Annotated in this window: 24 protein-coding genes and 1 pseudogene; 4 read left to right on the top strand and 21 right to left on the bottom strand. The window is 48.4% G+C overall.

The features are described from left to right. Positions 1 to 9: 9 nt before the first annotated feature. Genes ACSBQN_RS03890 through ACSBQN_RS03850 form a run of 9 tightly spaced genes read right to left on the bottom strand, consistent with a single transcriptional unit; the run spans position 10 to position 9,910 of the window. Positions 10 to 627 carry a YybH family protein gene (locus ACSBQN_RS03890; protein WP_024473471.1) on the bottom strand — a complete coding sequence of 206 codons (618 nt, stop codon included), beginning with the start codon at positions 625 to 627 and terminating at the stop codon, positions 10 to 12. A gap of 2 nt (positions 628 to 629) precedes the next feature. Then, entirely contained in the window at positions 630 to 1,238 is a 609-nt protein-coding gene (locus ACSBQN_RS03885; protein WP_354633233.1) for a phosphatase PAP2 family protein, read from the bottom strand. Positions 1,239 to 1,247: 9 nt separating this feature from the next. Beyond that, the gene (locus tag ACSBQN_RS03880) at positions 1,248 to 2,591 is read right to left on the bottom strand and encodes a B12-binding domain-containing radical SAM protein (RefSeq protein WP_214176845.1); all 1,344 of its coding nucleotides are present in this window, start codon (positions 2,589 to 2,591) and stop codon (positions 1,248 to 1,250) included. Then, positions 2,588 to 3,898 carry a B12-binding domain-containing radical SAM protein gene (locus ACSBQN_RS03875; protein WP_214176846.1) on the bottom strand — a complete coding sequence of 437 codons (1,311 nt, stop codon included), beginning with the start codon at positions 3,896 to 3,898 and terminating at the stop codon, positions 2,588 to 2,590. Before ACSBQN_RS03875 ends, ACSBQN_RS03880 begins: the two co-directional genes overlap by 4 nt. Next, a complete protein-coding gene (locus tag ACSBQN_RS03870; RefSeq protein ID WP_115983186.1) occupies positions 3,895 to 4,923 on the bottom strand; it encodes an N-acetyltransferase in 1,029 nt (342 codons plus the stop codon). The genes ACSBQN_RS03875 and ACSBQN_RS03870 overlap by 4 nt, the downstream gene beginning before the upstream one ends. Continuing rightward, entirely contained in the window at positions 4,920 to 6,266 is a 1,347-nt protein-coding gene (locus tag ACSBQN_RS03865) for a B12-binding domain-containing radical SAM protein (RefSeq protein ID WP_024473476.1), read from the bottom strand. The genes ACSBQN_RS03870 and ACSBQN_RS03865 overlap by 4 nt, the downstream gene beginning before the upstream one ends. Further along, the gene (locus ACSBQN_RS03860; RefSeq protein ID WP_354633232.1) at positions 6,266 to 7,660 is read right to left on the bottom strand and encodes a B12-binding domain-containing radical SAM protein; all 1,395 of its coding nucleotides are present in this window, start codon (positions 7,658 to 7,660) and stop codon (positions 6,266 to 6,268) included. The genes ACSBQN_RS03865 and ACSBQN_RS03860 overlap by 1 nt, the downstream gene beginning before the upstream one ends. Further along, positions 7,660 to 9,213, bottom strand: a complete 1,554-nt coding sequence (locus tag ACSBQN_RS03855) for a GH3 family domain-containing protein (protein WP_354633231.1) — start codon at positions 9,211 to 9,213, stop codon at positions 7,660 to 7,662. Before ACSBQN_RS03855 ends, ACSBQN_RS03860 begins: the two co-directional genes overlap by 1 nt. Then, on the bottom strand, positions 9,191 to 9,910 hold the full coding sequence (locus tag ACSBQN_RS03850) for a hypothetical protein (protein ID WP_201894125.1): 720 nt from the start codon (positions 9,908 to 9,910) through the stop codon (positions 9,191 to 9,193). The genes ACSBQN_RS03855 and ACSBQN_RS03850 overlap by 23 nt, the downstream gene beginning before the upstream one ends. A 226-nt stretch (positions 9,911 to 10,136) precedes the next feature. Here ACSBQN_RS03850 and ACSBQN_RS03845 point away from each other — a divergent pair, with 226 nt between their 5' ends. Beyond that, entirely contained in the window at positions 10,137 to 10,466 is a 330-nt protein-coding gene (locus tag ACSBQN_RS03845) for a hypothetical protein (protein WP_354633230.1), read from the top strand. 35 nt (positions 10,467 to 10,501) lie between these two features. Here the strand turns inward: ACSBQN_RS03845 and cas6f are convergent, their stop codons facing one another. From cas6f to ACSBQN_RS03790, 11 genes are all read right to left on the bottom strand, one after another. Then, positions 10,502 to 11,059 (bottom strand): type I-F CRISPR-associated endoribonuclease Cas6/Csy4, encoded by a 558-nt coding sequence (gene cas6f, locus ACSBQN_RS03840; protein ID WP_201894123.1) that lies wholly within the window; start codon positions 11,057 to 11,059, stop codon positions 10,502 to 10,504. A 4-nt stretch (positions 11,060 to 11,063) separates the two neighbouring features. Continuing rightward, a complete protein-coding gene (gene csy3, locus ACSBQN_RS03835) occupies positions 11,064 to 12,080 on the bottom strand; it encodes a type I-F CRISPR-associated protein Csy3 (RefSeq protein WP_036406076.1) in 1,017 nt (338 codons plus the stop codon). Between the two features lie 13 nt (positions 12,081 to 12,093). Beyond that, entirely contained in the window at positions 12,094 to 12,915 is an 822-nt protein-coding gene (locus ACSBQN_RS03830) for a type I-F CRISPR-associated protein Csy2 (RefSeq protein WP_205501193.1), read from the bottom strand. Beyond that, positions 12,905 to 13,630, bottom strand: a complete 726-nt coding sequence (locus tag ACSBQN_RS03825; protein WP_201894116.1) for a type I-F CRISPR-associated protein Csy1 — start codon at positions 13,628 to 13,630, stop codon at positions 12,905 to 12,907. Before ACSBQN_RS03825 ends, ACSBQN_RS03830 begins: the two co-directional genes overlap by 11 nt. A gap of 244 nt (positions 13,631 to 13,874) precedes the next feature. After that, positions 13,875 to 14,243: a CopM family metallochaperone gene (copM, locus tag ACSBQN_RS03820; protein ID WP_004904251.1), complete on the bottom strand. Its 369-nt coding sequence runs from the start codon at positions 14,241 to 14,243 to the stop codon at positions 13,875 to 13,877. Between the two features lie 147 nt (positions 14,244 to 14,390). Then, positions 14,391 to 14,558, bottom strand: coding sequence for a hypothetical protein (locus ACSBQN_RS03815; RefSeq protein WP_153642582.1), 168 nt, complete (start codon positions 14,556 to 14,558; stop codon positions 14,391 to 14,393). A gap of 189 nt (positions 14,559 to 14,747) precedes the next feature. Further along, a complete protein-coding gene (locus ACSBQN_RS03810) occupies positions 14,748 to 15,131 on the bottom strand; it encodes a hypothetical protein (RefSeq protein WP_241770823.1) in 384 nt (127 codons plus the stop codon). Between the two features lie 231 nt (positions 15,132 to 15,362). Beyond that, positions 15,363 to 15,719: a hypothetical protein gene (locus ACSBQN_RS03805; protein WP_318668205.1), complete on the bottom strand. Its 357-nt coding sequence runs from the start codon at positions 15,717 to 15,719 to the stop codon at positions 15,363 to 15,365. A gap of 152 nt (positions 15,720 to 15,871) precedes the next feature. Beyond that, positions 15,872 to 16,201, bottom strand: a complete 330-nt coding sequence (locus ACSBQN_RS03800; protein ID WP_227989257.1) for a hypothetical protein — start codon at positions 16,199 to 16,201, stop codon at positions 15,872 to 15,874. 565 nt (positions 16,202 to 16,766) lie between these two features. Next, on the bottom strand, positions 16,767 to 17,651 hold the full coding sequence (locus ACSBQN_RS03795; protein ID WP_434991599.1) for a glycosyltransferase family 8 protein: 885 nt from the start codon (positions 17,649 to 17,651) through the stop codon (positions 16,767 to 16,769). Positions 17,652 to 17,956: 305 nt separating this feature from the next. Then, positions 17,957 to 18,655: a phage baseplate protein gene (locus ACSBQN_RS03790; protein ID WP_434991598.1), complete on the bottom strand. Its 699-nt coding sequence runs from the start codon at positions 18,653 to 18,655 to the stop codon at positions 17,957 to 17,959. A gap of 245 nt (positions 18,656 to 18,900) precedes the next feature. Here ACSBQN_RS03790 and ACSBQN_RS03785 point away from each other — a divergent pair, with 245 nt between their 5' ends. The 3 genes and pseudogenes from ACSBQN_RS03785 to ACSBQN_RS03775 all read left to right on the top strand — a co-directional run bounded on the left by ACSBQN_RS03785 (position 18,901) and on the right by ACSBQN_RS03775 (position 20,670). Beyond that, positions 18,901 to 19,401: a phage tail protein gene (locus ACSBQN_RS03785; RefSeq protein WP_434991619.1), complete on the top strand. Its 501-nt coding sequence runs from the start codon at positions 18,901 to 18,903 to the stop codon at positions 19,399 to 19,401. Beyond that, a pseudogene (locus ACSBQN_RS03780) lies at positions 19,398 to 20,488 on the top strand (phage late control D family protein). The gene ACSBQN_RS03785 and the pseudogene ACSBQN_RS03780 overlap by 4 nt, the downstream one beginning before the upstream one ends. Next, entirely contained in the window at positions 20,485 to 20,670 is a 186-nt protein-coding gene (locus tag ACSBQN_RS03775) for an ogr/Delta-like zinc finger family protein (protein ID WP_108656618.1), read from the top strand. The pseudogene ACSBQN_RS03780 and the gene ACSBQN_RS03775 overlap by 4 nt, the downstream one beginning before the upstream one ends. Before the next feature lie 512 nt (positions 20,671 to 21,182). Here the strand turns inward: ACSBQN_RS03775 and ACSBQN_RS03770 are convergent. Continuing rightward, positions 21,183 to 22,127 carry a glycosyltransferase family 8 protein gene (locus ACSBQN_RS03770; protein ID WP_354633229.1) on the bottom strand — a complete coding sequence of 315 codons (945 nt, stop codon included), beginning with the start codon at positions 22,125 to 22,127 and terminating at the stop codon, positions 21,183 to 21,185. Positions 22,128 to 22,163: the final 36 nt, after the last annotated feature.

Here is a 22,163-nt window from a genome sequence, read left to right as displayed (position 1 = left end):
ACGCCGGTTTTATTTCTTATCTGTTGCCGCTTCCGGTTTTACCGCACTTTTACGGCGGAACAGCACAATACCGGCCAGCAAACCAATCACCAGACCACCCGCTCCGTACATCATGCCCTGTAAGGCATTGCGGGTTTCATTCAGCAGCGGGTTATCCGTGAAATCGGTACCGATATGGATAGTGCGGATTTTCCAGGCGCCGTCCTCAAGCGCAACCGTCGCAGTCCAGCGGGTCGGAAAATCGTAGGTACGGCCGTCACTCAGCTGATATTTTTCCATCCCTTTACCGTAGGCGACACCCCAGGTTTTATCCGGGGATAATTCCGTCACCACATCGGCATTAAAACTGATATTCAGTTTTTTCAGGAATTTGTCCGGCCCGAACCAGGATTCAAAATACGGTTTTATTGCTGCTTTGCCGGAGATAAACTCCTGAGTGATGGGCGTGGCACGCAGATTTTCACTCATCACCGGCAGCATTTTGTCATAATCCCCGCTGTTGATGGCGCTTTCCACAGTGCCGATCACCTGCCGCAGTTCATCATGGATAGCGCCGTCCTCTTCTCCGGGCTGCGCATACACCGAAAAACTGAATATCATTAACGCACTGATAATTATCCTTTTCATCATTATTTCCTCATCATATATGAAACCGTTACCGCCAACAGCAGGCCGGTGACCACATCCGCCACATGGTGCTGATGAACCAGCAGCACAGACGACACAATCAGCACCAGCCACAACAGAAACAACAGTGTCAGCCCGCGTCCGGTATGGCGGATAATGGCCAGCACCGCGGCACACGACCAGGCCACATGCAGGGACGGAACCAGATTATGCGGGTGATCCAGCGCAAACAGTGTCATGTACATCGTCCGGTACAGCGGAGACTCCGGCACCTCCCGTACAAAGCCGAGCTGTGCCGGAAACAGAAAAAAGATCACGCCGCCCAGTAATGTCATCACCATAAAGGTAAGTGCCAGCTGCCGGTGCTCCCGGCGCGGCAGAAACAAAACCGGCATCAGAATAATCAGGTAAAACGAGCAGTACACCCAGATAAAACCGGGCACAAACGGGATGTGCAGCTCAGCCGGAAACCACAGGGCATACAGGCTGCCGCGCCCGGCCGTATACGCATTCATCAGCGGGTAAACTGTGAAAAACACCACACTGACCGGGATACACCACAACAGATAACTGATGACACGGCGGGAAAAAGGATCCGGATCGGTATTCATTCATCCCCCTTATTTTAAACCAAAACGCATACGGTGTTTTTTATGCACCTCTTTGCGGAATAACAGGGTATAACGCCAGAAAGTGGCCATACGCGATAAGGATTGCAGGGTCAGGCGCAAATCAGAAAACCGGCGGATAATCGACGGCACACTGTTAAAACGGCTGCGCGCAGCATGGCACAGTTCTGTCAGCGTTTCGGGGCTCATATTTGCAGGCTGAAAGGCGGCCTGATTAAAACGGTATTCCGGATGCAGCCACCATTTCCCGTCAAACAGCAGGCGGTTTTCCTGCGCCAGCTGCTGATACAGCGGTGTGTTCGGGTACGGCATCAGAATGTTATAGGCGGCAAAAGCAAAGCGGTTTTTCAGGGCGAATGCCACGGTATCTTCCACGGTTTCTGCCGTATCGTGGTCATACCCCAGGGTAAACGCCGCCCAGGTCTGCAATCCGAAGTCCCGTAATACCGAAATTTCCTCACGATACTGTGAAAATGTCCGCATATTCGGCGATTTTCGCGCATCACGCAGACTGTCCGGGTTGATGGATTCAAATCCCATCACATTACCCCAGCAGCCGCTCTGCTGTAACAGCGACATCAGGCGGCGGTTACGGGTCATATCCAGGCTTGCCTGGCTTATCCAGTGCACATTCAGCGGGATCAGCGCACTGCACAGCTCACTCAGCCCGCGATGATCAGACGCGATATTGTCATCAACAAAAAAGATAAATTTCGGTTTCTGTGTTTCTATCTCCCGCACCACTTCATCGATCCGGCGGATATAGTGCTGCCGCCCGAAATAACGGCTGACCGCACAGAAACGACAGGCAAAACGACAGCCGCGGGTAAACTGCATCAGGCTGATCGGCAGATAGCCTTTTCCCCGGAAGATATCCCGGCGCGGCAGGCAGCCGCACAGATTATGATCGACCTGGCCGACTCCGGCAGGAGCATCATAGCGCGGCTTCAGGCGGCCTTTCTCCGCATCACGGATCATCTCTGTCCAGCGGGTTTCCGCGTCACCGGTAAAAATACTGTCACAATGCTGCGCCACTTCCTCCGGCAGCAGTGTGGCGTGGATCCCGCCCATCACCACCCGCACATCACGGGCCCTGTATTCTGCGGCAATCTCATAAGCGCGGCGGGCGGTAAACGTTTCGACCGTAATAGCGACCAGATCCGCCGGTTCATCATAAGGAATGGCTTCCATCCGGTCGTCATACAGCACCACTTCCACATCCGGCGGGGTCAGACCGGCGAGAACACCGAGCATCAGCGGTTCCATCCGCCCCTCATCCACATACAGGCTGTGCTCCTGACGGCCGATATTCGGTTTAATCAGTATCAGTTTCACCCTTTTTCTCCAAGGCGTTTTCCCTGCTTGCGGGCGATGTCCCGGTGCGAGGCAATATTGTAAAGCCAGGCGACCAGCAACGTGCGCCAGCGGCTCCGGCTGCCGGAACGACACAGACGCCGGATAACAGATGCATAACGGTAAAAGCGGGTGCGGGCATAAAAACATCCGGCAGCCAGTTCTGAGGTGCTCATTCCGCCCGGCCGGAAAACCGGTTCACCGTAGCAGAAATCCGGGTCAAGCCACCAGGCCGGATAAACCAGGCGCCCTTCCGCCTCCAGCCGGGCATACAGCGCCGTACCGGGTGTCGGGATCAGCAGGTTAAAATTGGCAATCGCCAGTTTGTTACTCTCCGCAAACGCCAGTGTGCTGCGGATGGTCTCCGGCGTGTCTTCGTCATAGCCGAAAATAAAGGTGCCGTAGACACAGATACCACGCCGGTACAGCGCCGCCAGCACAGCGGCATAATCCTCCGCCGTATGGCTGCGGGATTTTCCCATCCGCCTCAGCGTGGTTTCATTCAGGCTTTCAAAGCCGATCAGCACGAAGCAGCAACCGGCGGCGGCCAGTTTATCCAGCATCTCCTCATTACGGGCGATGTCGATACTGATCTGGCATCCCCAGCGGCGTTTCAGCGGTGTGAGCATCGCCAGCAACTCATTCAGCGCCCGCTTACCGGCAAAGAGATTGTCATCCACAAAAATCAGAAAACGCTTTGCAGGCAGAGATAAAATCTCATCCCGCATCTCATCAACCGGCCGGGTGCGCACACCTTCCGGATAAAATGCATGGATAGAGCAAAAATCACAGGCAAACCGGCAGCCGCGCGAGAACTGCACCAGCGACACCGGCGCGTAGCGTTTACCCTCAAAAATGGTGCGGTCAAGACGGTAACCGGCAAGCGGGCGGTCATGCGCGCCCCGGTAACGGGGCTTAAGCGCATTCTGTTCACAATCCGCCAGCATCTGTTCCCACGCCCCTTCCGCATCACCGAGCAACACGCTGTCCGCATGCTGCAATGCTTCATCCGGCATAAAGGTGACGTGGCAGCCGCCCATCACCACGGTTTTACCCTGACGGCGGAACCGGTCAGCCAGCTGATAACTGCGTTGTGCCGTGAACGTTTCCACCGAAATGGCGATCAGATCCGCATCAGGCAGTGATTCCGGGATGTTATCCAGCCTGTCATCATAAAATGTGACCCGGTGCCCCGGCGACAGGGCAGCCAGGATACCGATCGCCAATGGCGTCATAGCATCTTTCGTGCGGTAATCCCCCATGTTCGGGTAGATCAGCACGATATTCACAGCAGCGCTATCTCCGGCCAGACAATGCGGCCGTCCCACTGTGGTGCGGCAGTCAGATCAACGCCGTAAATCCGGGTGCGGTAAACGGATGCTCCGGTGCGTTTAATCACATCATTGGTGCAGATATGCCCGGACGGCAACCCGACGGTCATAACCGGGGTGGTGCAGTACAACAGCGCTTCCTCAATCAGATCCGGCAGTTTGGTATCATCGGTACAGGCCAGGAATGACAGGAAACTCTGCGGAATCACCTCACCCGCCGCCGGCATCTGCGGCCGCCGGGTCATTCCGGCAAAAGCGTTGTAAAGCGGGCGCAGCATTTTCATTCTGCCGGAGTAACCGGCCACAATAACCTGTTTGAAAGCACGCTGATCCCAAAGCATACCGCAGGCCACCAGTTGCCCGTTCTGATAACTGCCGAGCACCGTAATACCGGTCTGCTGCATCGCTTTCAGGTTCAGCGCCGGTGCCAGCTGACGGGAAGCGGATTCCTGTGCAAAGAAACGGATGACATCGGTGTAATCCTCCGGCGGCACCACTTTCCACAGTCCTCTGTCTTTGCCTCTGCTTTTGCTGATCGCCAGTGTGCTCATACTGCTCAGAAAACGGTAGAGCGGCAGTCCTTCCACGCCCCGCTCCAGCAGGCGCCGGGCCAGTAAATTATTCTCCGCAATACTGGTATAACAGTGATCCGGTGTCGGCAGCTGGCGCAGATAAGAAAATCCGGCCTGTAACACTTTCAGGTGATTACGGTATTTCGGCACAATACGCAGACTGCCGAGATAACCCATCCGCGCTTCTTCGCCGTTAACCCAGCCGCTCTGTATGCTCAGCTGGCACATGCCGACCAGGGTATCACCGTCTCTTGCCAGCGCCGGATAGATTTCACCGAAATCATCCCGCGGGGAAAAATAACCGGGCCGCCGGGTCATCACCAGCTCCCAGTCCCCCTGCATGGCATTCTCTTCAAGGAGCCTGAGTAAATCCGCGATATGCTCCGTTGTCGCGTCAATAACCTCTATCATTTAACCTCTGCTAATTTACCCTGCCAATTCTCATCACCGAGCGGATAGCCGTTACGGCAGCTGATCTCACGGTGATGCAGCCAGTTAATCGGGAAATAGTTGCGAAACATAAAAAAATCGCCCCGGTTACGCCAGCTGCGCTGAAGAATCGAGCGTGAACTGTAAAATGCCTTCCTTGCTGAGAGGCACCCCTGCGTTACTGCCTCCGGAGACAGCTGTGCCGGACTGAACGGCAGTTCGTTGTAACGGTAATGATCATCGAGCCACCAGTGCTCAAAGCGCAGACGGTTTTCCTGCGCCAGCCGCGCATAAAGCGGCGTTCCCGGAAACGGCGTCATATGATTGAATGCCGCGATATACATACTCTGTTCGCGGGCGTAAGCCACCGCCTCGCCGAATGAATCCGGGGTATCATGGTCATAGCCGAACACAAATGTGCCGTAAACGGCAATATGATGGCGGCGAAGGTTATCCAGCGCCTGACTGTAGCCGCCTTTCATGGTGTTAAAGCCTTTTTTCATCTGCCGCAGATTGGCTTCATTCAGGGATTCAAAGCCAATCAGCACGCCCCGGCAACCAGCCTGTGACAATGCGCGGACAAATTCCTCATCATGCGCGGCATCAATACTCATCTGGGTCACCCAGCGGATCCCGGCGTTCGCCAGAGCCGGCAGAAACTCGCGGCTTTCCCGCAGGCTGCCCGCAAAATTATCATCCACAAAGAAAAACAGATTTTTTGTGCCTTTGAGACCCGCCAGTTCCCGCAGCACATGATCCGGATCGCGCCGCCGGTAACGCTGCTGATAGAACGACTGAACCGCACAGAATTCACAGTGGAAACGGCAGCCGCGCCCGGTTTCCACCAGCCCTATCGGCAGATAACGTTTTCCCGCGAACAGGCTGCGATCAACACGGATACTGCGCAGATCGGTCTGTATTCCGTGATATTCCCGCTGCAGTGTGCCGTGGCGTAAATCATCAATCATGGTTTCCCAGACTGACTCCGCCTCTCCGGTGATAATGACATCCGCGAAGCGTTTCACTTCCTCCGGCATCAGCGTGGCGTGAAACCCGCCCATCAGCACCGGCACACCGCGCTTCCGGTACTCACTGGCTATCTGATAGGCCCGCTTTGCTGTGTAGGTTTCGACTGAAATTGAGATCAGATCAGCCGGTTCATCAAACGGGATCAGCTCCAGACGATCGTCGTAAAACCGCGTTTCAATATCCGCCGGTGTCAGCCCTTTCAGTGCCGCAACCGGCAGAGGCTCCATCTGCCAGGATCGCAGATAGGTTTCGCCGCGCCGGTGGCCGATCGCCGGGTGAATAAATGTCAGCCGCATCAGTGGTTGCCCGACTTCGCCGGACGGTGTTCAACCGGCCAGTCACAGGTGTAATACTGATGCAGGTGATGCGCATAGAAGCGGTAACCCAGGTTTGCCGTCAGCGCCAGCGGTTTAAAGTTACGTGCCTGCCACAGCCGCTTCGCGATGCTGCTGTAACGGTACACTTTTTTCCAGGCGCGTTCGTGCCCCAGTTCCAGCTCACGTGCACTCATCAGCGCCGGGCGGAATACCACATGCTGCGCATCATACAGAGACCAGTCCATGGTTAAAATCCGCTGCTCTTCCTCAAGGCGCTTAAACAGCGGCGTGCCCGGGAACGGTGTCAGCACTGAGAAACGCGGTAAATCAATCCCGGCATCGATAGCCAGATCCACCGTGCGGTCAAACACATCAGTGGTATCGTGATCCAGACCGAATACAAAACATCCCTGAATCGCAATTCCCAGCCGGTGCAGGTCACCAATCAATTCTTTATAATCCACCGAGCCGTTAAATTTCTTCCCGGCATCTTTCAGGCTGCCGTCACTGACCGTTTCCAGCCCCAGCAGCAGCCCTTTGCAGCCGCTGCGGGCCATCAGCTCCATCAGTTCGTGGTTATGAGCTATCAGCACGGTGGATAAACCGAACCACTGAATATTCAGCGGGATCAGTGCGGTAAACAGCCGTTTGGCATAACCGATATCCGACACCAGGTTCAGATCAACAAATATTACTTTCCGTTTACCGGTACGCGCCACATAACGGCGGATATCTTCAACCACCCACTCCACCGGATGCTGAAACTGCTTACGCCCCCAGGCACTTGGTGCAACACAAAACTCACAGTTGTGAGCACAAGAGCGTGTCGCTTCAAAAACCCCCTGGGTGAGAAAATGCTTTGCATCAAACCGTTCGCGTTCCGGAAACGGCAAGTCCGGGATATCAAGCGTGAAATCCGCGCCCTGACGGTATTCACGCTGCATATTACCCGCCATAAAATCACGGATAAGCTGCGGCCAGCTCTGCTCGGAATAGCCGGTGCAGACCGTATCGGCATGCTGCAGTGCCTCCTGCGGCAGCAGTGTGACATGCGGCCCGCCGAGTACGACGGGAATATTTTTCGCCCGCATCTGCGCCGCCAGTTCATAGGCTCGCGGCGCGTTGCCGGTGATCACCGTCATTGCGACCAGATCTGCCGTGAAATCCTCCGGCAGTTCCTCAATGCTTTCATCAATCAGGCGGATATTAACCGGCAGGGATTTCGGCACCAGTGCGGAAAGGGTGGTCAGCGTCAGCGGCTGATAACGCAGCGAGCGTTTGAAAATTCCGCCCCGTTTGCGGTACAGCGGCCCTTTCGGTGAAAGCAGCACCAAATCCAGCGGCCGCTGCGGCGTATAAACAGTCTGTGTCATCACGGAAACTCCCTGATCTCAAACATGGCACGCCAGTCAGACGAGGTCAGCAATGCCGGGATTTTAATCTCCCCCAGCCGCTTTCCCCGTTGAAGCTGCCGGTGAAAATAGTGCTCCGCCGGCTGATACAGGCGGAGGAATGTCAGCGGTTTAAGCTGTCCGATACGGCGGGCGTAGTGATACTGCGGATTGGTGCACAGATACTGCTCAGTTTCCTCACAATATGCCTGTGCCTGTGTCTCAGTGCAGGTATCGCTGAGCAGCAGCACATAGCCCTGCTCATCCGCTGCCAGTACAGCAAAATCCTGTGATGGCGGTAAACCGGCACAAACGAACGGCTCGGTCAGTTTTTCCCCGACCAAATCACTGCATATACCCTCACGCCCGCAAAAGCGCAGCTGCGGCAGCCCTTCCGGCGTGTGGCCGGTACACAACACGAGATCATCGGTCTGATAGCGGTACAGCCCGCTGTTGGTAGTGACAATCACACTGTATGTTTCACCTGGCAGCAATTCATCCGCTAAATATATCTGCCCGTTATCCCGGCGGAATTCATAAAAATTACTGTCTGCGCTCAGTTGCGGGTCACCGCAGTCAGACGGAACGGTGATCACCGCTTCGGTGGAGAGCAGCCCTTTGCCCTGAAGTGTCACGCCGGGAAAACACGTCATCAGTGCCTGTGCCGGGGAAGCGGACGCAGCCTGATCCCAGCAGCTGATCAATGCCAGCTGAGGCCACAGCAGTGCGGTATTCTGCTCCTGCAGATACTGCCGGTAACGCACCAGCGCCGCCGGGTCAGCACGCAGAGAGTGCCCGGCAATTTCCCCGCCGTCGCGCAGCAGGGCGGTGATCTCATTCCGGCGGATATCCAGAGCACTGAGCAGCGGAAATAAAAACACCGGGCTCCAGACGGATATCAGACGCAAATCCGGGCACTGCAGCAGATAAATCAGGGTCAGTAACTGCCAGTCTGCCGCATCCTCAACCTGCGCCAGTGTCAGCGGTACAGCCGATAAGTCACTGAATGCCGCCAGATTCTCCGCCCCCAGATAGAGCGCATCACCACCGCCGACCGGAATACCGCAGGGCGTTTTTGTCATCCGTGTTACTGCCGGGCTGAGTGCCCAGTAAACATGGCCGGAGGTCAGATCAAAACGTCGGGTCACATCCCGCAGCCAGCCGGTGACAGCAAGACGGAAATCGGTTAACCCGGCAGAAGTATAAGGCAGCAGTTTGCCACCGCTGTGGCTGCCGCCGGTCAGCTCAAATGCCGTGATCGGCGCACTGCACAACAGGTTTTCTTCCCCGGCCGTCATGCGGGTGATAAAAGGGCTGAGCTCAGAATAGGTTGTCAGAGGGACGTTCTGCTGATAATCCGCCACAGATGTGACAGCGGAAAAATGATACCGCTGCCCGTATTCACACGCCGCATTCGCGGCCAGACAAGCGGATAACCAGCGGAACTGTCTTTCGCGCAGAGTTCCCTGCGGCGGAACAGACGGCATCCCGGCACGGAAATGCTGCCAGGCATTATCCATAGCAGAACTCAACATCGGGTTCTTCAAACAGTGACTGATAACGTTTCGCCACATTATCAGGGGAGACTTCACACAGGCAGACCAGTTCATGGCCGCAGACATAGTGCGGGTTTTTGTGCAGGAAAAAGGCAACATCCGGTTTGCTGCGCTGCGCGTCAGTAACCGTTGCCATTGTGCGATTCAGATAGCCAAACGCCGACGGGCATTCCACCACGCCGCGTGCCGGATTATAGAGTGAACCGAATTTATCTTTTGCCAGTTCCGCCGCCAGCCGTGCCAGTTCCGGCTCTTTGACATTACCGTTCCAGTGCGGATAAAAGGTCTGTGCCAGCGTGCTCATATACCGGTAAGTGCGCACGCCCTTCACCAGCAGGAACCAGAACACCCGCTCGGCGGGATATTCACTGCGCAAAAGCGCAATACGCCGCAGCCAGGCACCGTGCAGCGTCTGCTGCTTCCAGTGGGCGGGATGCACAATTGTGTCGCCGGAATAGACAATCCGGTGTCCGCGGAACGGATAAAACTGCAGGGTACTGAACCCGGCCATTTCATCCCCTGACATCAGAAACAGAACTTCCTGTTTATGATCGAGATCTGATAAAAACTGCGTACCGTCGCTGCCGGTATAATACATAAAATAGAGTGAGGCCATTTCCTGACGCTGTACCTGTGTCAGGGTTTTTACAGGCTGAAAAAATGCGCGATACGACATTCCGCCGTCTCCTCCGGTAGATTTACCCGCACTGCCGCTTCTCCTTAAGTGGAATGCCTATCTTAGCGACCTTCATTGCAGAAACAATCAGCGATGCCTGAATCTTTGTTTAATATCATGAAAAAACATTGCATAAGCCGCTTCAACGCCGGTGAAGGGCCCGGAGTCCGTCGGAAAAACAACGGTTACACCAGATCCCTCACATGACAGTAAGGCTCCGGCAACAATGACTCAGCCTTCCGGACAACCGGCAATCCGTGTCAAAATCTGCCGCGCCAGGTTATCCGAATCGTTCAGTTCACCGGTAGACGCAACGCTGGACGATGGCCGGGCAGTAACCATTCCCGGTATTTATTTCCAGCGCAATATCGGCCTGAGTTTTAACGACAGAACCGGTATTCTGCACGGCACACCAACAGAATACGGTGAGTTTCCGGTGCGGGTGGTATGGGAGCCGGTACCGAAAAAACGGTTTTCCTCCGCAACAGTAAGCTGCCCGCCCCTGCCTGTTGAAGTGCGGGGGCATTTCCGGCAGTGCATTATTTTTTTATCATAATTATTTCTGAGCTGCCGTTATGGCAGTAAACCACCTCAAAAGTGAGGCACTGTTGCCACCTTCCCGCTTTCAGTCCTTTTTTGACTCAGTCCGTAACAGGTAAACCGCCCTTCTGCGGCAGATTTTGCATCCAGTTTCCGGATAAAAAAAGGAAATGGCCGGTGATGTCTGCCTCCTGACAGCGATTTCGTCCAGATAAACGGCAGCGTTTCCGGAATAAATAACCGCCCGGCCTCCGCAGCCTGAGAACGGCGCAACCCTTTTACATGTTCACGAATGTAACTGACCGGTAACGTTTTTTCCGGTACAGGTAAGATCCCGCTTAACCGGATATACGGGTAAAAAGCAGATAACCGCACAGAGAGCCCCAATTCCGCCAGAGAAAGATAATCCCCGGCCAGCAACCGCAGGCGGTTCCCCGGTGTCTGTGGCTTGCGGCAGTAATCCGGAAATGCGACAGCAACAGCACTGCTGTTTTCACCGGTTTTATTCTCTGCCAGTATCAGGTGAAGCTGCCGCCAGATTTGCTGGCGGAGAAATACAGCCGATATCCGCACATCCGGCAAAATCGTGATTGTCTGATAAAATCGCATCCGTTTACCCTCCGCCACCGAACACACCGCCGCGAATTAACACTGCCACGACATAATTTTCTTCATGTTCAGCGAGTTTTTTTCCGCTGACCCATTTTTCAAATAGTGTATAAAAATCCTGCCCTGACCCCGGCGGACGAAATACTGCCCCCAGATGCGTGACCGCCCCATAGGGATCGGCCGCGATAACGCCCGCCCCTGCGGTTAAATCAGAAAAGGCCGGATACCAGGTATCCACTGAACGCAAAGCATTGCCGATTTTTTGTGAATGCATCCCTGCAGTGCCGTCAATATGGCAGAGTATCCGGCTGCTCCCCCCCTTTCTTTTATTCATCACAAATTCACAACTGGGATAAATTTCCTGCCCTTTTCCGGTTATCACTCTGGCTGAAACAGCCAGTAATAATGCACCATCATCACAACTCAGTGCTGCGGCAATATGTCTCCCCAGGTCGCCGGCTATATTATCCGTCTGCTCAAAATGACGAAGGCTGTACTTTCGTGCATCAAATATCCACTGCTGTTTTTTTTCCGCACTGAGATTATCCACAACCACCTCAATATGCTCTGCGCCAACCAGGTTCCGCCATAAAAAACGGCCGCAGGCAATATTATGTGCATACCGCCGCGCAGGCTCCCGGCAATGTTCTCTTTCCAGATAATCCGTTATTACTGCCTGATAGCGCTGACGGAAGATTTCATTATTACAGGCAGCCGGATATTTCAGCCCGCCGGTAATCTTCAGTGTGAACCGGAATAAAATCACATTCTGTTCAGCTCCCAGCATGCAGTAATCCATAGACCGGATATTAGGATCATGAATTTTTTGTCCGGATATTTTTTCCTCTTTCCCCCGGTTTTTCCGGCGGAAAGCAAATGTCCCCCGGGCAGTTCTCGTCTGTATTGTCAGCGGAGTAACCCGTGAATCCGGATGCTGTGATGTTCCGGAAAAAATACCGTCAGAGGGGATCAGTTTTTTTGAAAATGATAAAACAGACGGTATATTCCTGAGTCCGGTCATTTTCTCTTTCCTGTTAATCGTGTTTACCTTGCTGACACAGATAAAGATTCCCGTCAGATAAATAGTGATAACCCCACAACATATCCGAAGGATGCCGCAGTTTATCTACCGGCCGGAATTCCCCTAAAGTAATAACACTTTCCGCAAAACGGTGTGGTATACCTTCTGCCCTGACATTTTTCGCTATTCCCGGCGGGGAAAGCCCCTGATATCCGGTGACGATCGGGATCAGCACTGTACCCGGAGCAGTGGTATATTTCAGTAATGCCGCCATTGCATCCATTCCGCTGTTCATTGCATTGACCATGACATCCCGCCGTTCCAGTAATGCATATCCCGGAGCAATACATTGCCGTAATTCACACCATCGCGGTTTACTGTCAGGAAAAGGGCCGGTCTCCTGTTTACCTGAATCTGTAATATCGCCACCGGCAATTTTCAGCATTTTTATTGCTTCAGATACCACAGTAATGAATTCCTTATTCTTATCTTGTATATTCCCGCCGTAAATAAGCAGTGAAACGTTGAGATGACAATACACTTCCTCAACCAGTGATGGGTTTCTGCCTTTTTTATCCGGCGGTTTACGCCTGTTTAATGCGGAATATATTACTCCGCCGGGTTCGGCATACAGTTGTAAATGGCAGTGGTGACAGATAATACCGGTGTGATTAAACCTGACGGACGGAAACCCTTTTTTCCTCACTTTTCGCTCAAGCGCATGAATAAATCCCAGCCAGGCAGTAACTGCCGGAAAACCGGCTATCAGTGCACCGGATAACGCATTGGCATTCCGGATAAGAATATTTTTCAGCAGCAGATAATTAATGGACATTGTAACGACCTCCGGTAGTGACAGCTCCCGGCGGGACGGATAATAATAAACAGGCTTTTCCTTTATTTTGCATATTAAGCGCAGAAATATTCTGTGGTTTAGAGCCGCCGATATGAATAACAACAAGATGACCCGAAAATATATCGGATATACTAATCCGACGGTATAACTCAAATAATAACCCCGACGGCGTCAATACTGACAGTAAATGATAACCCGCATTGCATTCTTTATCCGGCACAGGAAAAAAAACCTGCTTTATCTTAGAGTTTGTTACTGGTATTTTATCCTCGGAGAATATCTGTAAAAAACCGGCACGCAGCTCCCGGTAATTTTCACTGCTGAGAATTTTCTTTGCCGTTTCACTTTCCTCACACAAATGTGTCAGTATTGTTTTTCCATCCTGCATTTTCAGCATCAGAAACGTATATATGTCCAGTGCAGCGGCATTACCCTCAGCATCCGGCGGAACAACCACATTACCGGACCGCAGAAAACCATCATTTTTCTTTTTAACCTCCGCCAGTACCGCACCCGCTTTGCCATAGCGATTTCTGCGGGCACGGGGATGTGTAAAAGCAAACGGATGTGTCGTCAGTGACAGTTGTTTCGCACGTCCGGCGGCATCGGACAGCCATTGCAGACGGGAAAACTCAGGACATTTTTTTGACACCTGATATTTTGTAAAAAATACAGTAATCTCCGGATCCGGCATAGAATATCCTTTTCTTAAAATAATTTAACTTGATAATAATATTGAAAATTCAGTCAAATATTGAGTTAACCTTCATCAACTGACGGAATATTTAATATGTCTTTGAAAGGGGATTGTCTACCAGAGTTGTATTTTTTACGTGCTGAAGTGTTTTTTTTGCGATCTGAATGGAATTTAATAAATAAAATCAACGGGAATAATAAAAACGGCATATCTGAAAAGAGATGCCGTAATTATTAAATGTTTATTTCTTTGCTGGCTTATTATTTTTAAGCCAATCCTGCATCTGTTTTATTTCCGGCCCCTGGGCATCAATAATGTCCTGAGCTAACTTACGCATTTCCGGATCTGAACCATATTTCAGTTCAATTTGTGCCATTTCAACGGCCCCTTTATGATGTGCAATCATACCTTCAGCAAATGCAATATCCGCATTTTGCTCAGATAATGTTTTTGCCATATCATCATGCATACGCATCATAGAATCACCCAACTCTTTCTGCACCGGAGTGGTAACAGCATGCATATCTCCACTTAACAATACCGGATTTGCCACGGCCCCGAATGTCATAACGCCGGATAACAGAGCAGTGAGAATAAGTGTTTTTTTCATGATTAATTCCTTTTTCGTATTTGGTTGATGGAATTAATCATAAAGGTTGCCCTAAGGGAAAGGTCAATGTGATAAGAAATAACTTTACCATATTTACATTTAATAAAGCTCTCTCCACAATGTCTGAACAATTCAGATATTATTCTGTCAGTCCGGCATCAGTATTAACGCGGGTACTAAAAAAATAATGAAAATAATAAGATAACCCAATACCGCACCAACACGGCTCTTCATCCCCACAAGAGAAGGCTTTACCAGACCTGCAACTGCGGCAACAAGCGCCAGCCCCGCAATAACCATTAAACCATCTTCCATATATCCTCCGTTCACCTTTTCCTGCAGGTAATTCTGCGTATGACATTGAACCTTGCCGCTAAGGCAAAGTAAAGTTCTTAAAAATCATAATATTTTGATGACAGAGCAAGAAGGTGGTGATTAAAAACGCAGTCCGGGGAATACAGAAAAGAAAAAACCGGGCGTTATCACCCGGTATTATATGTGCAGTTATTTTCCGTCCGGCTCTGCAGTAACCGGTTCCGGCATATTTACCCATTCAGCATCCGTCAGATGTTGTTCCCGGAGTGATTCTTCATCCAGCCAGTTTATGACATATCTGGCGCTGTGCTGAGTCACAAAGCCACAGTTATCACAGATAAGACGATAATAATAATGGTTTATACTGTCTGCCGGAATCCCCGGAGTATGGTAATAAAATGTGACGAACGTATGCGGAGGTTTGTTATCCAGCCTGTCCTGCGCTGTTGTATAGTTTGTTTCATCTATAACCTGCCTGCCATTATGTCCGCACATCAGACACGTTGTTTTAACTTGCTTATCATTCAGATAATGAAAAAAACGCGATCCTGTCACCGTTTTTAAGCATTCCACAAACTCCCGGATCTGAACATTATCCGGTGAGGATTTACAAACAGCACTGCGTTATTATCACTCTGCGCTGCTCACAGATAATACTGTTAATTTATTATCCTGCGATGAGCGGAAAAATCTGATTGCAAAAATTACCTGTCTTGAAGAATTTAAGAAAACACCGGCACCTGCAGAATTCAGGTGCCGGATATTACTTCCGGGGTCATAACAGCACGGTAATTTTTGTGCCTGTTATAATTTTCTGACTTCATCAATAGCATTATAGAGCTCAGGAACAATCTCTTGTCTGTACCCTTCTTCTATCATCACAAATGCTTTTTTTCTCGCGGCGGCTTTGGTTGCGCTATCCGCTGAGATATCCTCAACCAGCATATCCACCGCTTCATTCATTTCTTTCTTACAATTCTTATACGCGTTATCGGTAATTGTTTTTTTGCTGTCAGTGGTTGTCAGTGCCTGCCCGGCAGAATAACGGATAAGGCTGTTTCCCCATTTTTCAGACATCCCGTCTGTTGCTCTGTTTTTTGCCGGTACCTGACAGCCAACAATCAGCATAATTCCCAAAATTAAAAATAAACTTTTTTTCATGTTCATCCCTTAACGGTGCCTTCCGTGTCTGTCCCCGGTCATCAGTGACTTTAGTATTATAGTTATATTAGCAAAGAGAATTGGCGATATGGAATAGGATTTGACCTGATGAGAGGACTGATACCTCTGTATTTTCTGTGCTTCATTCCGGTTCAATTCTGCAGCGACTTATGTCCTTTGAGCACTCCGTTGTCATCAAAGATAAATAACATTCCCTTTCCTGATGCATCCTGACAAACCATGCCGTCTGCGTTCGTGCTGTCCGTAATACCCTGACAGGCCATGTTACTGACATAAGGGTGCAACTGACATTTCAGTGTCCTGCCATCCATGATTTTAAGATGCCCTGACGCTGCAATTTCATCAGTGGATGGCTCCGGGCAAGTACCACTTCCCCAATTAATCCCGTGATTATTTTCAAACGCAGAGCAGCCTGACAGTAAGGTACTAATCAAAATCGTCATAATGTATTTATTTTGCATGATTTATCTCTTGATTACTGGTCTGAAATTTCCGGGTTATCATTTAATCATCAAACTATCGCCGTGGGTAGGGGGTTGTGTTTAAGCGCAATGACGATGATCAGAATGGTTTATAAAACGATGAGATATGGATACTGCCAGTACTTTAAAGGGATTTTGGTGAGTATGAGCGGGGAAAAGTGAAGTGCGATTTGAAGCACAATAAATATCCCCCGGCATAGCCGGGGATTTTCTGTGTACAAAAAAAAGCGACCATAAAGGTCGCTCTCTTTTAACTATAATCCACTGATAAATCAATGAATTTCTATATGAGCCCAGAGCGGGACTTGAACCCGCACAGCCTTGCGGCCGAGGGATTTTAAATTCACTGCTTATTATATAAATATCAATAGTTTCCTGCTGTTCTTCACAATATAGTCATGTTACAACATGCATAAATATCAATAGCCTACGAAAAAATGTAATATAATATTGTGAAGAAATGAGAATACCATTATGTTTCTAATGGCAGGGAGATAGTAGCACAAATCTTTAAGACTTATCTCCCCGTTAAATATAACGTAATTTATTTACTAAAATATTTTTTTATTAAATATTTAAAAAACCAAAAAGCACCATAAAAATAACGATATTCCTTCCATAAACTAGATGCGTATTTTTTACATTCTTTATGATTCCTTGGCATTAATAAACCTTCTTGCCCCCAAGGTGATAAATCATAATATTTCATATACAAATCATTTCTGTTTGCAATAATTGTCCACGGTTTAGCTTCACCCGCAAAGTGCACAAAAGCAGCTTTATTATAATTTTCAACATTAGATGAAAATGTATTAAATTTCTCATCCAGTAATAAAACTTTATGTTGTAAAACAATATTTAATACATCCTGGTCAGGAAATTTATATTCCCTCTTATGGATAAGATCATTAAAACGAGATAACACATTTTGTTTATTCCACTCATCAATGTTGATTAACATAACCCCGGAGTTAAAATAGCAATCATTTCTATCTATACCCAGGCTTGATACATGTTTATCATGATTAGTAATAACCGCAGGATCTAAACACGCACAAATAATGTAATTACTAATATCCTTATTAACTAGTTCCTCTATACTTCCGTTACATACAATATCGGCATCCAGGTATAAAACACGACTGGTTACACCATTCAAAATAGCCGGAATAATTAACCTATAATACATTGAAGATGGTAAGTTCTTTAATGTTTGGTAACTTACGAATATTTCCTCATCAAATAAATGAATAGTAAGAGAAGAATTACCAACATTTATCTGCCTTAATTTATCTAAATTACCCTCACAAAGAGACGCAGTAAATATATGAAAATGAAAACATTGGCCAGGGTTGTTATAGACAATCGAAGTTATCAATATACCAACTGGCTTAATGAAATTATCATCAACAGCGAATGCGATATGCAAGTTATTACCATCGCATTGCCCCAAAAAAAATATTTATATTTTCTTTTACCAATGAATTCATTTTTATTCCGTATTTTAAAATATGCGTTGCACTCAGTCTAAAATAAATTATATTATTTTCCAAGTGTTTTTAACATATCTATCAGGCAGTACGATACCACCCCATTAACATAATATAAACATTCGTTATATTTAATGCAGATCCGCTACCTGTATTAGATGTGTTTCCGCTTATTGTATGACTGTGAGACTCAATACCTACTGAAACACTATGAGTATGACTACCACTGTTCGATATTAATTGTTTATTTGACCCGGTTACTGACAAATAGCCCGGTGAATGTGAACCCATGAGTAGAGCCAGTTACCGCCAAATATCCATTGCTGCCGCCCAGCCCTACCGTCTGTCCTTGTGTTTCAGTGATAGTATCTGACCATAGTTGATGATAATGATCTCCTGAATAACCAACTGGCCCAGATTTAGTCCCATAATCAAAGCTTGATGCAGACCCTGAAAAACTATGGCTATGAACCGGTAAATGTGCGGTTGTCAGTGTAATACTGTCACTCCCGCCGCTGCTCAGAACATTATTACCGCTGCTGTTTGCCAGCCGGATGGTTTTATTTTCACCGATGTATGACCATTGTGTACCCGGAAACAAACTGTCCGGGTTCTTGTTCTGAGCAAACCAGATCACCACACCTACCGGATAAATAGTATCGATATTGACGGTATTCTGTAATGCATCAGTAATCGCTTTCTGGCTCATGGTGTTTGTTGTTGATGCCCCGGTTGTCTGAGTCACCGCGTTCTTGTCTGGTTTCTTTTCCAGATCTGCGGTGAAAGCATAGTCCCCTGCCGGCGCATAGTTACCTTTCGCCTGATAACGTCCGTCCCCCTCTGTTTTGGTATAAACATCAGATTTCAGAGCATAGTTACCAAGAGGCTGAAATTTCTGATCAGCCTCACCTTTGGTGTAGGCCCCTACATCCCCGGCGGTCATATCCGCTTTCAGTTCCGTCCATGCAACACCGGCAGCCGGTTCGGTATTATTATTTTCAATCTTTTGTAAGCAGAGCATGGGTGGGAATAAAAAATTATTTCCTGAACTACACCCTTGTCGGGCTGATTTATAAAAACCGGGACGGCATCAAAAAATACATGTCTGATCTGTGGGAAACCGTGAAAATCACCATCAAAACCAAGTGGGATCAAGTCATCACGGATATTAAGAACCTCCCGGCCACCATGAAACAGGCTGCATCTGAGATTGTACTCGGCCTGTTCGTGTTTGAGCTGCGAACCGTGCCGTTTCAGGGAATGCAGGAAGAAAAACAATACCGCTTTGCGTATAACAACCGGGTCGGCAAGCGGCCGTCCTGGCAATTTTTGGGGCTGTCCAATGATCCGATTACCCTGTCCGGCACACTCTGCCCGGAAATCAGCGGCGGTAAGTTTTCCATGATGGCGCTGGAAGCCATGGCCGACAGCGGTAAAGCCTGGTCGTTTATCGGCGGCGAGGGAACCATTTACGGGATGTATGTCATTGAGTCCATCAGCAAAAACAAAAGTGAGTTTTTTCACGACAGCGCGGCCAGAAAGATTGATTTCACCATCAAACTCACCCGCGTTGATGAATCGCTGTCGGAGATGTTCGGTGATATCAGTGCGCACCTGGATTCACTGAGTGATACGGCCGCCACTATCGGAAACAACATTGCTGACGGCATCACGGGGTTACTGTCATGACCGATTTCTTCCTCACCGGCAGTGAATGCGCCCCGGCGTATTCGCTTTCTGCCGGGTCCGTCAACATCAATGAGCGGATTCAGGGGCGGCTTATCTCGCTGTCACTGACGGGCAACCGCGGATTTGAAGCCGACCAACTGGACATCGAGATCGATGATGCCGACTGCAAAATGATGCTGCCGAAGCGCGGCGAGGTGTTATCACTGCACTTAGGCTGGAAGAACGAACCGCTGATTTTTAAGGGTAAATTTACCGTTGATGAAATAGAGCACAGCGGACCGCCTGACAAGCTGACCATACGCGGCCGCAGTGCCGATTTCCGTTCGTCACTGAACGCAAAGCGCGAGGTTTCCTATCACGAAAAAACGCTGGGCGACATCATCACCACCATTGCAAAGCGGAATAACGTGGAGCCGGTGATCGAAAAGAAACTCGCTGAGATTAAAATCGCCCATATCGACCAGACCAACGAATCAGACGGCTCCTTTCTGGCGCGGCTCGGCAAACAGGAGGGGGCTGTTGCGGCCATAAAAAACGGTCAACTGCTGTTTATGCCGCAGGGCAGCGGAAAAACCGCGTCCGGAAAACCAATCCCGCCGCTGTTCATCACCCGGTCCGTCGGTGACGGCTACCGCTTTTCACTGGCCGACCGTGGCGCGTACACCGGCGTTATTGCCTCATGGCTGAACACCCGCAAGCCGAAGAAAAAAACAGGGTTAAAAATACAGCCTGACGGGCTGCAAGGCAGCTATCTCGCCGGAGAGGACGGTAATATTCTGACGCTGTCACATACCTATGCCAGCAAAGCCAATGCAGAACGTGCTGCAAAAGCCGCCCTGAAAAAATACTGAATGGTGTTACAACCTTGTCTCTCCGGCTGGCAAAAGGCCGTGCAGAACTCTATCCGGAAATGCCGGTAAACGTTCAGGGATTCAAACCGGAAATTGACAGCGCAGAGTGGATAACAGCGAAAGTAACACACTCATTAAGTGCAGATGGTTTTACATCTGATCTGGAACTTGAGGTGAAACCGTCCGGTTTGTTATCATTACATAACCCCATGATGAAAAAGGATAATCTGTCATGATGAGATGCCCGCTTTGCAGTAACCCCGCTTATACCCGCAGTTCCCGCGAATTCACCAATGAAACCAAAGAACGTTATAACCAGTGCAGGAATATCAACTGCGGCGCAACCTTTGTCAGTCATGAAACACTGGTTAAATTTATTACAAAACCGCAGATCATTGATGCTGTGGAACCACATTGATAAGAAAAATGAAAATTATATCTATATATCAGTGTGTTAATGGATGGGTTCGCTGTTAAAACACCATTTATTGCAAGCGGAATCACAAAGCCACTGTCTCATGAATAGGTGAAAATCATTTTATAAAACAAACGGATACAATATAGTGTCGACACTTTGCTGCTAAAATTTGCGCCTTAAGGCAAATTTCAGACACAAAAAAGCCACCGCAAGGGTGGCTTTTCTTAACTCTAACTCACTGAAAACTCAATGAATTTCTATATAGTGCCCAGAGCGGGACTTGAACCCGCACAGCCTTGCGGCCGAGGGATTTTAAATTCATTGCTTATTGTATAGATATCAATAAGTTCCTGCGGTTTTTCACAATATAATCATGTTACAACATGCATAAATATCAATAACCTAAGAAAAAATGTAATATAATATTGTGAAGAGATGAGAATACCATTATGTTTCTAATGGCAGGGAGATAGTAACGCAAAGACTTATCTCCCCGTTAAATATAACGCAATTTATTTACTAAAATATTTTTTTATTAAATATTTAAAAAACCAAAAAGCACCATAAAAATAACGACGTTCCTTCCATAAACTAGATGCGTATTTTTTACATTCTTTATGATTCCTTGGCATTAATAACCCTTCTTGCCCCCAAGGTGATAAATCATAATATTTCATATACAAATCATTTCTGTTTGCAATAATTGTCCACGGTTTAGTTTCACCCGCAAAGTGCACAAAAGCAGCTTTGTTATAATTTTCAACATTAGATGAAAATGTATTAAATTTCTCATCCAGTAATAAAACTTTATGTTGTAAAACAATATTTAATACATCCTGGTCAGGAAATTTATATTCCCTCTTATGGATAAGATCATTAAACCGAGATAACACATTTTGTTTATTCCACTCATCAATGTTGATTAACATAACCCCGGAGTTAAAATAGCAATCATTTCTATCTATACCCAGGCTTGATACATGTTTATCATGATTAGTAATAACCGCAGGGTCTAAACACGCACAAATAATGTAATTACTAATATCCTTATTAACTAGTTCCTCTATACTTCCGTTACATACAATATCGGCATCCAGGTACAAAACACGACTGGTTACACCATTCAAAATAGCCGGAATAATTAACCTATAATACATTGAAGATGGTAAGTTCTTTAATGTTTGGTAACTTACGAATATTTCCTCATCAAATAAATGAATAGTAAGAGAAGAATTACCAACATTTATCTTCCTTAATTTATTTAAATTACCCTCACAAAGAGACGCAGTAAATATATGAAAATGAAAACATTGGCCAGGGTTGTTATAGACAATCGAAGTTATCAATATACCAACTGGCTTAATGAAATTATCATCAACTGCGAATGCGATATGCAAGTTATTACCATCGCATTGCCCCAAAAAAATATTTATATTTTCTTTTACCAATGAATTCATTTTTATTCCGTATTTTAAAATATGCGTTACACTCAG

It is taken from the genome of Morganella sp. B601 (genome assembly GCF_051172335.1).
GTDB lineage: Bacteria > Pseudomonadota > Gammaproteobacteria > Enterobacterales > Enterobacteriaceae > Morganella > Morganella morganii.
Note: the sequence above shows the minus strand (reverse complement) of the source record. Positions and strands in the feature narration are given on the sequence as shown.

Excerpts from the sequence above, each read along its gene's own strand:
- ACSBQN_RS03860 (WP_354633232.1), bottom strand. The coding sequence starts at position 7,660 with ATGACACAGACTGTTTATACGCCGCAGCGGCCGCTGGATTTGGTGCTG.
- ACSBQN_RS03890 (WP_024473471.1), bottom strand. The coding sequence starts at position 627 with ATGAAAAGGATAATTATCAGTGCGTTAATGATATTCAGTTTTTCGGTG.
- cas6f (WP_201894123.1), bottom strand. The coding sequence starts at position 11,059 with ATGCGATTTTATCAGACAATCACGATTTTGCCGGATGTGCGGATATCG.
- ACSBQN_RS03790 (WP_434991598.1), bottom strand. The coding sequence starts at position 18,655 with ATGACCGCCGGGGATGTAGGGGCCTACACCAAAGGTGAGGCTGATCAG.
- ACSBQN_RS03865 (WP_024473476.1), bottom strand. The coding sequence starts at position 6,266 with ATGCGGCTGACATTTATTCACCCGGCGATCGGCCACCGGCGCGGCGAA.
- ACSBQN_RS03850 (WP_201894125.1), bottom strand. The coding sequence starts at position 9,910 with ATGTCGTATCGCGCATTTTTTCAGCCTGTAAAAACCCTGACACAGGTA.
- ACSBQN_RS03885 (WP_354633233.1), bottom strand. The coding sequence starts at position 1,238 with ATGAATACCGATCCGGATCCTTTTTCCCGCCGTGTCATCAGTTATCTG.
- csy3 (WP_036406076.1), bottom strand. The coding sequence starts at position 12,080 with ATGACCGGACTCAGGAATATACCGTCTGTTTTATCATTTTCAAAAAAA.
- ACSBQN_RS03800 (WP_227989257.1), bottom strand. The coding sequence starts at position 16,201 with ATGCAAAATAAATACATTATGACGATTTTGATTAGTACCTTACTGTCA.
- ACSBQN_RS03845 (WP_354633230.1), top strand. The coding sequence starts at position 10,137 with ATGACTCAGCCTTCCGGACAACCGGCAATCCGTGTCAAAATCTGCCGC.
- ACSBQN_RS03785 (WP_434991619.1), top strand. The coding sequence starts at position 18,901 with ATGAAACAGGCTGCATCTGAGATTGTACTCGGCCTGTTCGTGTTTGAG.
- ACSBQN_RS03815 (WP_153642582.1), bottom strand. The coding sequence starts at position 14,558 with ATGGAAGATGGTTTAATGGTTATTGCGGGGCTGGCGCTTGTTGCCGCA.
- ACSBQN_RS03870 (WP_115983186.1), bottom strand. The coding sequence starts at position 4,923 with ATGATAGAGGTTATTGACGCGACAACGGAGCATATCGCGGATTTACTC.
- ACSBQN_RS03775 (WP_108656618.1), top strand. The coding sequence starts at position 20,485 with ATGATGAGATGCCCGCTTTGCAGTAACCCCGCTTATACCCGCAGTTCC.
- ACSBQN_RS03855 (WP_354633231.1), bottom strand. The coding sequence starts at position 9,213 with ATGTTGAGTTCTGCTATGGATAATGCCTGGCAGCATTTCCGTGCCGGG.
- ACSBQN_RS03825 (WP_201894116.1), bottom strand. The coding sequence starts at position 13,630 with ATGCCGGATCCGGAGATTACTGTATTTTTTACAAAATATCAGGTGTCA.
- ACSBQN_RS03770 (WP_354633229.1), bottom strand. The coding sequence starts at position 22,127 with ATGAATTCATTGGTAAAAGAAAATATAAATATTTTTTTGGGGCAATGC.
- ACSBQN_RS03805 (WP_318668205.1), bottom strand. The coding sequence starts at position 15,719 with ATGAAAAAAAGTTTATTTTTAATTTTGGGAATTATGCTGATTGTTGGC.
- copM (WP_004904251.1), bottom strand. The coding sequence starts at position 14,243 with ATGAAAAAAACACTTATTCTCACTGCTCTGTTATCCGGCGTTATGACA.
- ACSBQN_RS03830 (WP_205501193.1), bottom strand. The coding sequence starts at position 12,915 with ATGTCCATTAATTATCTGCTGCTGAAAAATATTCTTATCCGGAATGCC.